Origin of the sequence: Reyranella sp. (assembly GCF_044224635.1) — a bacterium.
In the GTDB taxonomy this organism is placed as follows: domain Bacteria; phylum Pseudomonadota; class Alphaproteobacteria; order Reyranellales; family Reyranellaceae; genus Reyranella.
Window position 1 is genome coordinate 119,923 of sequence record NZ_JBGAKA010000004.1, and the last position, 12,167, is coordinate 132,089.

Consider the following 12,167-nt stretch of genomic DNA (forward strand, 5'->3'; position numbering starts at 1 on the left):
CCTAGCCCCAAACCTCGCGCGCGACCTCGACGCAGCGGGAGAGCTTGGCCCACTGTTCGTCCTCGGCCAGCAGGTTGCCTTCCTCGGTGCTGGCGAAGCCGCATTGCGGCGAGAGGCAGAGCTGGTCGATCGGGGCGAACTTCGCCGCCTCGTCGATGCGGCGCTTGAGCTGGTCCTTGCTCTCGAGCGCGCCGGTCTTCGAGGTCATGACGCCCAGGACCACCTGCTTGCCCTTTGGCAGGAAGCGCAGCGGCTCGAAGCCGCCGGCGCGCTCGGTATCGTATTCCATGAAATAGGCATCGACACCCATCTGGTTGAACAGGATGTCGGCGATGCGCTCGTAGCCGCCCTGCGCCATCCAGGTCGAGCGGAAGTTGCCGCGGCAGAGATGCATCGAGATTGTCATGCCCGGCGTGCGACCGGCGCAGGCCGCGTTCACCAGATCGGCATAGACATGCAGGAGCCTGTCCGGGTCGTCGCCGCGGCCGCGCAGATACTCGCGCTGTTGCTCGTCGCACAGATAGGCCACGAACACCTCGTCGAGCTGCAGGTAGGTGCAGCCGGCCTCGCCGAAAGCGCGCACCGCCTTGCCGTAGGCGCGGCCGAGGTCGGCGAAGAACGGCTCCATCTCCGGATAGACCGACCTTTCGATCGCCTGCCGGCCGCCGCGATAGTGCAGCGCCGTCGGCGACGGGATGGTCATCTTCGGCACCGCCTGGGCCACCGACTTCAGGTAGCGGAAATGATCGAGCATCGGATGGCTCGATGAGAAGTCGATGCGGCCATGGACGTGCAGGCCCTCGGCCTTGGTCTGCGTGCCCTTGAACTGCAGGCCCTGGGTGACGCTCACGAGCTCGACACCGTCGAGCTTGGCCAGGAAATCGTAGTGCCACCATGAGCGGCGGAACTCGCCGTCGGTCACCGCCTGCAGGCCGATCGCCTCCTGGCGGGCAACGAGCTTGCTGATCTCGGCGTCCTCGACCGCCTTCAAGCCGGCCGCATCAATCTCGCCCGCGAGTCGCCTGGCGCGCGCTTCCTTGACCGGCGCGCTGCGCAGCAGGCTGCCGACCTGGTCGGCGCGAAACGGAGGCTGGGTTCGTTGCATCAGGCGGCCACTCCCAGGGCGTTGCGGATCGAGCTGTGGAAATGGACGAGCGAGGGCTCGTTGCGACCGTAGACGACTTCTTCGGTACCGCCTGACTCGAATCCGATCTGCATGCGCTCGCCCAACGGGAAATCCTCTTCCATCACGGTGCGGATGGCGATGTCGCGGTTTTTCTCCCAGTAGGCATCGGGCCGCGTGCTGTCGGCCGGCTTGTAGATCGTCATCTCGACATCGCAACGGCTGGCATCGTCGCGGCCCGGGAAGGCGCGCCAGATCTCGATATGGTCGACCTGCCAGATCAGGATGGTGTTGGGAAAGAGCTGGTAGACCGAGATGACGTGCGGACGGTAGTCGCGTTCGTCCTCGGGCAGCGCGCGCACCTTGTCGATCGAGGTGCGCGCCACGCACATGCGCCCGTGCAGGCCGGCGCCGTCGAACGTGCCGCAATTGCCGATGAAGTACGGCGCGATGGTTTTCCTGTGCAGATGCGGGATGTGGTAGCCCTCGAGGAAGGTGTCGATGGCGAACTTCCAGTTGATGCGCGGCGCGATACGATCGACCGAGTAGATCGGATAGGTGTCGAGCCGCAGCGCGTCCAAATCGGCTGCAAATGCGCCAAGCTCTCGCTCGACGTCGATCACGGCACTCTCGCCCGGCGCGAGCGGACGCGGCCGCACGTACATCATGCCATGCTTCTCCGCCGCTGGCAGGCGGGCGAGCCCATGCCCGGCGAGATCGAGCCCGGCAAAGCCCACCTTGTCGGTGGTCCCCAGGAGCTTGCCGGCCAAATCGTAGGTCCAGCCGTGATACGGGCAGACGAAGGCGCGGGCGTTGCCGCAGCCCTGTGCGAGAGGGGCGCCGCGATGGCGGCAGATGTTGGCGAACGCCCGAACCTCACCGTCCGGCGCACGGGTCATCAGGATGGGCATGCCGGCGACATCCTCGGCCAGATAGTCGCCCGGCCTGGCGAGCCGCGTGCTGAGCCCCATGAAGATCGGACGCTCGCGGAACAGCCTGTCGCGCTCGAGTCCAGCCCGCTCGCGGCACGAATAGGCCGTGACGCGATTGCGGAACATGTCCTCTGCGAGGTCAGTGGTGCGGCCGTCGATATGGCCGAGCAGCCGCCTTCCGACGGCCAGTTCTTGCGGTCTCTGCATGCGGGAAGCTTAGTCGCTGTGTGCCGGACGCTCCAGGCGTCATGCATTCAGGAGGCCGAAAACCAACGCCCGCATGCGGCAAAGCGCCACGAGCCCTGATTTCGCCAACCGAGGCGCCGCTATCGCAGCCGCCAGCATCTGCTTTCACGCAGACACTTGGCCTCCTATCCCCGGCGGATCTGACCCGCCTGCGGTTGCTCCTGCAGCCCGCTTGATCCAAGTCAAAGCAACATCATGCTGCGCCTCACACGATACTACCTTCGGTAGGGAGATTGACCATGAAATTCAATGACCTTGCACGATCCAACCTCGTACCTTTCGACAATCTGGCGGTCATCAGAAGGTACTTCGCCGCGGTCAAGGCGATGGACAAGGCCGCCACGTCTCAGAAAGCTTTCGAAACCGGCCGCATCATGGCCCTTTGGCATGACGACGGCCGGCTGAGCATCAGCGGCAAGCCGATCGGCGAAGAAAAATCCTATCAGGGATCACGTGAGATCGCCGGGTTCTACGAGCAACGCGCGAAGGGCGTGCATGGTGAGATCGCCGTCAACGTCTCGGCGGTCGATGTGGCGAATGCCAAGAGTGCCGACCATGTCGTCGCAAGCGGCATCCGCTACGTCGTCACCCACGACGACGAGGGCCTGCAGGTGCCCTTCACTCACAATTTCACGATGCGCGACGGCCGCATTGCCGAGTTGAGGATCCACGTCGGCGCGCCCGACAAGTCTGAGGTCGCGCCGCTTGGAAACCTGAAGGTCGAGGATATGGGCAGGCTTTCGGCGATGGCCTGGATGGTCGCCTGAACGACCGCACTGACCTCGGTATCCCGTCGATACCCGGAGGAGAGTTCCATGAAGCTCGCGATTCCGCTCTACGTAGTCTGGGAAACAACGCTCGACTGCAACGCGAAGTGCATGCATTGTTATTCCGATGCCCTATTCGGGCACGGACCAGTCTATTGGCAGCTCGCGGAATGCCTCGACTTGGTCGATGAGCTGGCCGACGCCGGCGTCATCATCCTCGCGTTGTCGGGCGGCGAGTTCCTGCTCCGGCCCGATTGGGAAAGGATCGTCGAACACGCCGTCGGTCGCGGCCTGCAAGTCACGTTTGCGACCAACGGCATCAAGGTCACGGACGACGTCGCACGACGCATCAAGGAGCTTGGCGTGGCGAACGTCAGCGTCAGTCTCGATGGCGCCTCCTCGGAAGTGCACGAGAAAATCCGGGGAGTTCCTCATATCTTCGCGAAGGCCTGTGAGGCGGTACGCCGCCTTTCGGGGCTGGGAGTGCGGGTGACCGTCAACTACACGCCGATGCGGCCGAACCTGTCGCAAGCCGAAAGCCTCATCGCTCTCGCCTACGATCTCGGCGCCAAGAAGATCAATCTCACAGAATACGTTTACACTTCCCGCGGCGGCGTGGAATTGATGCCGCGGCCGGCCGAGCTTGGCGCACTGCTATCGCGCTGGACGAGCGCGGCCGATGCCTGGAAGGGCAAGATCGAGGTCGATTGGCACGACTGCCGCGTCGCGCTGCTCCTGCCCGGGGCCGAGGCCGATCCCTACAAGGGCTGCGGTGCAGGCTACACCCACTGTCGGATCACCATCGATCACGACGTGACGCCATGCGTAGTCCTACCCGTCCCGGTCGGCAACCTCAGGACACAGCGCTTCGTCGACATCTGGAAGAACGCACCAGAGCTCCACAAAATTCGGGATCGTGCCAACATTCGCGGTGGCAACTGCGCCGGCTGCGAGCATCTCGACCGGTGCGGCGGCTGCCGCGCCGCAAGCTTTGCCCACTTTGGCGACGCCTACCTGGGTGATCCCACTTGCTGGATCAGGCCGGAATTCGCCGAGCTGGAGAACCGACGGATGGGGGTACGGGAGGCGAAGTCATGACCGAATATTTCTCGTCAGTTGAGAAGGCTCCGAGGATTCGTTGTCGCGCCGAGAACGAAGGCCACTACCTTCTGTACAATCCGAAAACCGACCAGCTGCATATGCTGGACGAGCTCGGCAAGAAGGTTTTCGACCTGTGCGACGGACGGACAATCGACGACGTCGTGAAGGACGCCTGCAGCCTCGCGGTCGAAGGGCAGCCCCTGGTCTCGCCGCCGGACATCGTGTCGTTTCTCTGCAGCCTGAAGAAGCGGCACCTCGTTGTCATGTACTGACATGCCCACCCACGCGATCCTGCTGATCCAACCGCCGGCATCATTCGACAATCCCTCGCCATGCCTTGACGACAAGCAGTTCGGCCTCGGGATTCTCGCCAATGCTGCATGGCTGGAGTCGGCGGGCTTTGCAGTCGAAGGCGTTCACATACCTCTGATGCTCCATCGCGGCGCATCGCCCGACGAAGTCATGAGGTTCATTCTCGACAAGGAACCACTGTTCACGGCAATCGGCCTCAACTGGGTCCATTTCAGCAGGGGCGCCGTCGAGACGGCGCGACGCCTGCGCAGCCTCCGGCCCGACATGCCGATCATCGTCGGTGGCCAGCATGCCAGCCTGTTCGCCGACGAGATCGCCAACGATCATGCCGACGTCCTCGACGGCGTCATTCGCGGCGAGGCCGAATTGCCACTCCTGCGTATCGCAACGGCTCTGTCGACCGGCAGGCCCATTCCGGAGCACGTTCCCGGCCTCCATCAATGCGGCATTGCGGCCGAGCCACCGCAAGTCGTCGAAGATCTCGATTCGCTGCCGGTCTACAGCTACCAGAGCCTCAGACCGGCACCGCTTCAGCCCGACGTCGCCGCCCTTTCGACGGCTCGAGGCGCCTGTCCATTCCGCTGCGCCTGGTGCGTCGAACCCGTCATCGGTCAGATGCAAGGCCGTGCCAAGCTGCGCTTCCATACGCCAGACAGGATCGTCGCACAGATCGAGGCGCTGGCGGAAGAAGGTATCCATCGATTCACGATCCAGGACAATTTCTTCGTCGGCGGTGATCGCAGGCTCGTAGCTCTTGCCGACGCTCTGGTGCGCCGAGGGATACGTCCCGCACATCTCAATATCTTTGCCCATCCCGATAGTTACACGAAAGCAGGAATGGCGGCGCTGGCAGGCTGTTGCGAGCGTGGCAGCATCGACTACGGTGTCGAGACGGGCTCTGTGCGGGTAGCCGCACTCAACAATCGACGACTCGATCCCGATCTGGCGGTCTCGCGAATATTGGATGCTGTCTCTGCCGGACTCGAGCCCTACACATGGTGGATGGTCGGTCTTCCCGGCGAAGACCTCGACGCCGTGCACGAGAGTGAACAGCTCATCGAACGAACCATGGAAGCCGGCGGAATACCGCGCTGGGTGAGTCCGCTGATCTTGTTCCCACAGACCGAGATCCACAAGAATCCGAAGCGTTTCGGCATCCAGCGGCGCTTCACCAGCTTCTCCGATTATGCTGTCTTCTCCGACATCACCCTCGCGGAAGCGGTCATGTTTTCCGACGCAATCGCCCACGAGTCAGACGACGCGTCGCGCGACGAGATAACCGCGCGGGCGCTACGGCTACGTGGCTTCATCGTCGACAAGCTTCCACTGCTGCGCAAGGCATACGCCGGCTCGGCACGCAGGCTGGACTTGATCGACGTCGAGGCGCGAATACGCCAGTCGTTCCTCTGAACGGAGGGAACCATGTTTGCCGCATCGTTTCCGTTGCACTTCGTGCTCATCCTCGGCAACAAGTGCAATCTCGCCTGCACCCATTGCTCGTCGAACGCCGATGCCCATTCCTCGGCCGGCTTTTCGACCTCCGAAGCTCGCGACGTCCTGGCGCAGATGGTGGACGTGGGCGTCGTCGACGTCGCTTTCTCGGGTGGCGAGCCGCTCCTTAGGCGTGATCTCGAAGAGCTCGTGGCGTTCGCCAAGGAACTTGGCTTCTCAACCGGCACCAGCACCAATGGCTATGCCTTGACTCATCGCCGCGCTCAATCGATCAAGATGTCCGGACTTGATCGACTACAGGTCAGCCTGGACGGCACGCGGTCGGCTCACGAGCGTATCCGAGGGCCGGGATCGTTCGACAAGGCGATCACCGCCATCCAGCACAGTGTCGAGGCGGGTCTGCGGACGAACATCTGCTTCACCGCGATGCGCAGCAACGCTCATCTCTTTCCGGAAATGATTGAGCTTGCGGTAACGCTGGGCGTGGACGGAGTCAATCTGTCCCAGTTCGTGCCGACCGGCCGTGGCTCGCTCAGCGAGGGTCTCCAACCATCGCTCGCGAAGCACCTGCTGGAGACGTGGCTCGCCGCCAAGCGGCGTCATCCCGATCTGCACCTCACGGCGCATTCGTCCGGCCTGGCCGCCCTGGCACCGTCGGCCGCCGACTGCCGCGGTGGCTGTCAGGCGGGTATGAGTATCGGCTGCATCACCGCCCGTGGCGACGTCACGCCCTGCGTCATGTTTCCCTTGTCATTGGGCAATCTTCGCTCCCAGCGCCTGAGGACGATCTGGTCAAGGTCGGCGACCGTTGCGACACTCAAGTCTCGCGAAGTGAAGGGTCGCTGCGGTGATTGCCGGTACCGCGAGAGTTGCGGCGGCTGTCGGGCAGCGGCCTGGGCGGTGACCGGTGACATGATGGCCGAAGACCCTTACTGTTGGATGCTACCTGATGGGGGAGCAGCTGAGGCTCCCATGAGCAAGTGAGCGGTCGCCATGCCCCATATCGTCATCTATTCACCGCGCTTGTCCCGCGAGACAAAGGTCGCTTGCGCAAAAGCGGTGACGCAGGCCTTTGAAGCCACGACAGGTCATTCGGCCGACCTCCTGACCATCCACTTCGAGGAACATTCCTACGACAACGTCGCAGTCGGCGGGAAACTGCTGACCGATGCGTTCCCGGAGCTCGCGGCAAAGGAAAAGCGCTTTCGCGAGCAGCCGTAGACGGCACGCTCGTCTCGACTAGGCTTCGGCGGCGGCACGGATCGCCGCGTCGACTACTTGGCGCGGCGTCATGCCGCTTTCACGCATCGCGCGGATCGTCATGTCGCGGTCGCGCTTGGCGAAACGCCGGCCGGCGGCGTCGGTCAGCAACCTGTGATGGGCATAGCGCGGCTGGTCGTAGCCCAGGAGCTTCTGCAGCAGGCCGTGCACGTGGGTCGAGGCCAGCACGTCCTCGCCGCGCGTCACCAGGGTGATGCCTTGCAGCTGATCGTCGACGACGACCGACAGATGGTAGCTGGTCGGCGTGTCCTTGCGGGCGATGACGACGTCGCCAAGCAGCTGGGGCTCGCCCTCGATCCAGCCGCGCACCTCGTCGAAGAAGCGGTACGGCCCGGCCTGCGCGGCCGCGCGCCCGGCATCGAGCCGCAAACAGTGCTCACGGCCGGCCCGCAGGCGCTCGCGGCGCTCCTGCAGCGGGAGGGTCCGGCAAGTGCCGGGATAGAGCGGGCCGTCTGGCCCCGGGAGGGGCCCATGCGGCGCACCAACCGATGCCGCGATGTCGGCGCGCGAGCAGAAGCAGGGATAGATCAGCCCCTGCGCATCAAGTGCATCGAGCACCTTGCCATAGTCGGCGAAGTGATCGGACTGGCGGCGCACCTCGCCGTCCCACGTGAAGCCAAGCCACTGCAGATCGGCCAGGATCGCCATCTCGAACTGCCGCTTGCAGCGCCTGATATCGATGTCCTCGATGCGCACCAGGAAGGTCCCGCCCGCCTCATGCGCGCGATGCCAACCGGTCCACGCCGAATAGGCCGAGCCGAGATGCAGCTCGCCGGTCGGGCTGGGGGCAAAACGCGTAATCAGGGACATCATCCGACGTTACAGGCGCTTGCGCCGCCGTGCTATGCCCGGGCCATGGCTCAAGTGATCCTCGACGCCTCCAATCTCGCGACGGCCATGGCGCATCTCGCCGAGATCGATGCCGATTTCGCGCGCGCGATCGCCGAGGTCGGGCATCCCGCGCTGCGCGAGGTGCCGCGCGGCTTCAACGGCCTGATGCGCGCCATCATCGGCCAGCAGGTCTCGGTGCATGCCGCCCGCAGCATCTGGCTGCGGCTGGAAGAGGCGGTGCCGAGCATGGCGCCGGCCGAGTTCCTGGCGCTCGGCGACGAGCAGCTGCGCGCGGTCGGCCTGTCGGGCGCCAAGATGCGCTACGGCCGCAGCCTCGCCACAGACATCGTCGAGGGCCGCATCGATTTCGCGGTCCTCGACACGCTCGACGACGAAACGGCCATTGCCATGCTGTGCCAAGCCAAGGGGATCGGCCGCTGGACGGCCGAGATCTACCTGATGTTTGCCCATGGCCGGCCCGACATCATGCCGGGCCTCGATCTCGGCCTGGTGATCGCCGCGCAGCATCTCAAGAACCTGCGCAAGCGGCCCGACGCCAAGCGCTTGGTCAAAATCGCAGAGCAGTGGCGTCCCTGGCGCAGTGCCGCGGCGCTGCTGCTCTGGCACTATCGTCGCAACATGCCGGACTGGAGCGCTCGCGAGCCGAAGCCCAAGCCAGCCACGAAGAAGGCCGGGCCACTGACGAAAGCAAAGAGGAAATGACCGACATCAAGCTCGACGGTCCCAGCCACGGCCCGCAGAATGGCGGCAAGCTGGGCCATCTCGTGATCCTGCTGCACGGCTACGGCGCCGACGGCAACGACCTGATCGGGCTGGCGCCGGTGCTGAGCCCGCTGATGCCCGACGTCGTGTTCCATTCGCCCAACGCTCCCTACCCGTGCGACGGCAACCCCTACGGCTATCAGTGGTTCCCGATCACGCGCCTCGATCCGGCGGCGACGCTGGCCGGCGTGCGCGCCGCCGCGCCGTTCGTCGATGCCTTCATCGACGAGAAGCTCGCCGAATACGGGCTCGACGAAAGCAAGACCTGCCTGGTCGGCTTCTCCCAGGGCACGATGATGGCGCTGCATGTCGGCCTGCGGCGACGCAACCGCTTGGCCGGCATCGTCGGCTTCTCCGGCATGCTGGCCGGTCCGGAGGTCCTCAAGGCCGAGCTGCGATCGCGGCCGCCGATCCTGCTGGCGCACGGCGACAGCGACGAGATGCTGCCGCATGTGCTGACCGAGCGCGCCGCCGAGGCACTGGAGCAGAACGGCCTCCGAGTCGGCGTTCACATCTCGCCCGGCGTCGGCCACGGCATCGACGAGACCGCCCTGTCGAACGCCGCCCGCTTCCTGCTCGAGGCCCTCAAGCTGCCGATGCCGGGATGAGGGCATGTGTGTCCACCCAATTCGAGCTCCTCTCCGCCGATTGGGCGAGGTTGGGTGAGGGGGTTGGGCACGTCGTCGCCCCCTCACCCAGCCTCTCCCCCACAGGCGCGGCTCGGCGAAGCCGAACCCGCTCATAGCGGGGGAGAGGAACATGACTTGAAGAGAAGATTGAGTCGGATGACCCAGGAAATTTGCAAGCCGGGCTTCGAGCGCGTCGCCGAGGCTTTCGTCGAGAACCTGCAGAAAAACGGCGAGGTCGGCGCCTCGGTGTGCGTAACGGTCGATGGCGAGACCGTCGTCGATCTGTGGGGCGGCATTGCCGATCCCAAGACCGGCGCGGCGTGGGAGGCCGACACGGTGAGCGTGGTGTTCTCCTGCACCAAGGGCGCGACGGCGCTGTGCGCCCACGTGCTGGCGAGCCGCGGCCAGCTTGATCTCGACGCGCCGGTGGTCGAGCTGTGGCCCGAGTTCGGCCAGAACGGCAAGGAGCACGTCACCACGCGCATGATGCTCGACCATTCGGCGGGCGTGCCGGCGCTCCGCGCCCGCCTCAAGGACAGCGGCCCCTACGACTGGGACCACATGACCGGCCTGCTCGCGGCCGAGCAGCCGTTCTGGCAGCCCGGCACGCGCAACGGCTATCACGGCTTCACCTTCGGCTGGACGGTCGGCGAGATGGTGCGTCGGGCGAGCGGCAAGCCGCTGGGCACGTTTTTCCGCCAAGAGATCGCAGGGCCGCTCGGGCTCGATTTCTGGATCGGCCTGCCGGAAGCCATCGAGCCGCGCGTCGCGCCGATCCTCGCCTACCCGCTCAAGGCCGAGGACGCCAAGACGCCATTCCTGCGCGACCTCGCCACCGACAAGCAATCGATCCCGTTCCTGTTCTACATGAATGTCGGCGCCTGGCGGGCAGGCGGTGCCAACACGCGGGCCGGCCGCGCCGCCGAGATCGGCGCCGCCAATGGCGTCACCAACGCGCGCGGCCTTGCCGGCATGTACCAGCCGCTGGCCAACGGCGGCGGATCCCTGGTCGACGCGACGACGCTCGCCCGCATGGGCGAGGTCTCGATGGCAACGCACGACGACGCCACCTTGCGCATCCCGACGCGCTTTGCGCTGGGCTTCATGAAGTCGATGGACAATCGCAAGCGCAGCGTCGGAGCCAAGCTGTTCGGCGAGGATGTCGACAGCGTGATCCTGGGCAGCGCCGCCTTCGGCCATGTCGGTGCCGGCGGTTCGCTGGGCTTCGCCGATCCGGCGGCCGGCCTGTCTTTCGGCTATACGATGAACCAGATGGGTCCCGGTATCCTGATGAACAAGCGCGGCCAGTCGCTGGTCGACGCCACCTACCAGTCGCTCGGCTACCGCAGCAAGGATGGCGGGGTGTGGATCCGCTGATCTGTGAGCCGGCTAATTCGCTGAACCAATAATCCGATGATCGCCGTCCTTCGTCCGCTCAAGGACTCTGGTATTGCCACGATCTGGTCGGGGCTCGCCGCCTCAACCATCGGCGAGGACCTGTTCCGGGTCGCCGTGGTGTGGATCGCCGCCGAGCAGATCGGCAATGCCGCAGGCTACGTCAACGCTGCGCAATACGGCGCCATGCTGGTGATCGGGCTGATCGGCGCCTCGCTGTTCGATCGCTGGCGTGCCGACCGCGCCATGATCGGCGCCAAGTATGCGAGCGCCGTGCTCGCCCTCCTGCCGGTCGGCGGTTACTACGTCTGGGGCATCTCGATCCCGCTGCTGATCCTGTCGGTAATGGGGCTCGCCGGCTTGCGCATGGTGTTCACGCCGGCGTTGCAGTCGGCGGTCCCGGTGCTGGTGCCCAACCGCAACGAGATGCAGGCGATCAATGGCCTGTTCGACGCCACCTGGCGGCTGGCGCGGCTGGTCGGGCCGATGCTGGCCGCGGTGCTGAACGCTCTCCTGCCGGTGATCCATTTCCTGTCGGTCACGGCGGTGGGCTTCGTGCTCTCGGCCGTCGCGGTGTGGGCCGTGCGAGACAGGACCTACGATCCCAGCGTGCCGCCGCGGCCGTCACGCGCCGGCTGGCGCGGCGCCTGGGATGCCCTGCTCGATGGCGCGCGCCTGATGTTGCGCGAGCCCATCACCGGCGTCCTGTTGCTGGTCAACGCCTTCGCCAACGGCCCGTGGAGCGTCGCCCTGCAGCTTGCCATCACGCTCATCGTGCTCGAGCACGACCCGCATTTGTTCGGCCTCCACGGGCTCGCCGCGCTGGGCCTGATCATCGGAACCTGCGGCGTCGGCGACGTGGTCGGCAACCTGGTGGCCGGCAGCGTCAAGTTCCAGAAGCCCTTGCAGACCATGTTCCTGGGCTACGTCGCCATGGGAACGGGCTTCGTCCTGCTGGCGCTCGCCGCCTGGAGCCTCGACAATCCGTTCAAGCTGCCCGCGATGATGGCGGCCGCCCTGATCTCGGGCTTCGGCGGGCCGTTCTACTTCATCCCGATGATCACCCGGATGCAGACCGTCTATCGCGGCGTCGAGATCGCCCGCGTCTTCCGTCTGCGGCTGGCGATCATGGCGGCGTCGATGCTGGTGTTCAATCTCGCCGCCACCCCGCTGTTCGACCTGATCGGCCCGACCCACACCGAGTTCTATTTTGGCCTGCTGCTCCTGGCGATGGGCATCGCCGGCCACCTCTACTTCCGTCGCCTGGAGGGCCGGCCGGAAACAGCGCGGCAGATCCTGGAGCATTGATCGTCGA

General features: G+C 65.3%; 13 protein-coding genes. 10 read left to right on the forward strand and 3 right to left on the reverse strand.

All coding sequences use genetic code 11. The annotated features are described in order from the left end of the window. Window position 1: 1 nt before the first annotated feature. Both ACILR9_RS05570 and ACILR9_RS05575 read right to left on the reverse strand, forming a co-directional pair. Window positions 2-1,105, reverse strand: a complete 1,104-nt coding sequence (locus ACILR9_RS05570) for a 5-methyltetrahydropteroyltriglutamate--homocysteine S-methyltransferase (RefSeq protein WP_395708905.1) — start codon at window positions 1,103-1,105, stop codon at window positions 2-4. Continuing rightward, window positions 1,105-2,262, reverse strand: coding sequence for an aromatic ring-hydroxylating dioxygenase subunit alpha (locus tag ACILR9_RS05575; protein ID WP_395708906.1), 1,158 nt, complete (start codon window positions 2,260-2,262; stop codon window positions 1,105-1,107). The genes ACILR9_RS05570 and ACILR9_RS05575 overlap by 1 nt, the downstream gene beginning before the upstream one ends. Before the next feature lie 278 nt (window positions 2,263-2,540). Here ACILR9_RS05575 and ACILR9_RS05580 point away from each other — a divergent pair, with 278 nt between their 5' ends. The 6 genes from ACILR9_RS05580 to ACILR9_RS05605 are packed head-to-tail and all read left to right on the forward strand — an operon-like array spanning window position 2,541 to window position 7,154. After that, complete coding sequence (locus tag ACILR9_RS05580) at window positions 2,541-3,068, forward strand: nuclear transport factor 2 family protein (protein WP_395708907.1); 528 nt, start codon at window positions 2,541-2,543, stop codon at window positions 3,066-3,068. Between the two features lie 48 nt (window positions 3,069-3,116). Next, a complete protein-coding gene (locus tag ACILR9_RS05585) occupies window positions 3,117-4,166 on the forward strand; it encodes a radical SAM protein (protein WP_395708908.1) in 1,050 nt (349 codons plus the stop codon). Beyond that, on the forward strand, window positions 4,163-4,441 hold the full coding sequence (locus ACILR9_RS05590) for a PqqD family protein (protein WP_395708909.1): 279 nt from the start codon (window positions 4,163-4,165) through the stop codon (window positions 4,439-4,441). Before ACILR9_RS05585 ends, ACILR9_RS05590 begins: the two co-directional genes overlap by 4 nt. A 1-nt stretch (window position 4,442) precedes the next feature. Next, entirely contained in the window at window positions 4,443-5,891 is a 1,449-nt protein-coding gene (locus ACILR9_RS05595) for a B12-binding domain-containing radical SAM protein (RefSeq protein WP_395708910.1), read from the forward strand. A gap of 12 nt (window positions 5,892-5,903) precedes the next feature. Next, window positions 5,904-6,917 carry a radical SAM protein gene (locus ACILR9_RS05600; RefSeq protein ID WP_395708911.1) on the forward strand — a complete coding sequence of 338 codons (1,014 nt, stop codon included), beginning with the start codon at window positions 5,904-5,906 and terminating at the stop codon, window positions 6,915-6,917. Between the two features lie 9 nt (window positions 6,918-6,926). Next, window positions 6,927-7,154: a 4-oxalocrotonate tautomerase family protein gene (locus tag ACILR9_RS05605; RefSeq protein WP_395708912.1), complete on the forward strand. Its 228-nt coding sequence runs from the start codon at window positions 6,927-6,929 to the stop codon at window positions 7,152-7,154. A gap of 18 nt (window positions 7,155-7,172) precedes the next feature. Here the strand turns inward: ACILR9_RS05605 and gluQRS are convergent, their stop codons facing one another. Beyond that, window positions 7,173-8,027 carry a tRNA glutamyl-Q(34) synthetase GluQRS gene (gluQRS, locus tag ACILR9_RS05610; protein ID WP_395708913.1) on the reverse strand — a complete coding sequence of 285 codons (855 nt, stop codon included), beginning with the start codon at window positions 8,025-8,027 and terminating at the stop codon, window positions 7,173-7,175. Window positions 8,028-8,069: 42 nt separating this feature from the next. Here gluQRS and ACILR9_RS05615 point away from each other — a divergent pair, with 42 nt between their 5' ends. The 4 genes from ACILR9_RS05615 to ACILR9_RS05630 all read left to right on the forward strand — a co-directional run bounded on the left by ACILR9_RS05615 (window position 8,070) and on the right by ACILR9_RS05630 (window position 12,160). Further along, the gene (locus ACILR9_RS05615) at window positions 8,070-8,768 is read left to right on the forward strand and encodes a DNA-3-methyladenine glycosylase family protein (RefSeq protein ID WP_395708914.1); all 699 of its coding nucleotides are present in this window, start codon (window positions 8,070-8,072) and stop codon (window positions 8,766-8,768) included. Next, complete coding sequence (locus tag ACILR9_RS05620) at window positions 8,765-9,436, forward strand: alpha/beta hydrolase (RefSeq protein ID WP_395708915.1); 672 nt, start codon at window positions 8,765-8,767, stop codon at window positions 9,434-9,436. The genes ACILR9_RS05615 and ACILR9_RS05620 overlap by 4 nt, the downstream gene beginning before the upstream one ends. 177 nt (window positions 9,437-9,613) lie before the next feature. Next, window positions 9,614-10,834 carry a serine hydrolase domain-containing protein gene (locus ACILR9_RS05625; protein ID WP_395708916.1) on the forward strand — a complete coding sequence of 407 codons (1,221 nt, stop codon included), beginning with the start codon at window positions 9,614-9,616 and terminating at the stop codon, window positions 10,832-10,834. Between the two features lie 36 nt (window positions 10,835-10,870). Beyond that, complete coding sequence (locus ACILR9_RS05630) at window positions 10,871-12,160, forward strand: MFS transporter (protein ID WP_395708917.1); 1,290 nt, start codon at window positions 10,871-10,873, stop codon at window positions 12,158-12,160. Window positions 12,161-12,167: the final 7 nt, after the last annotated feature.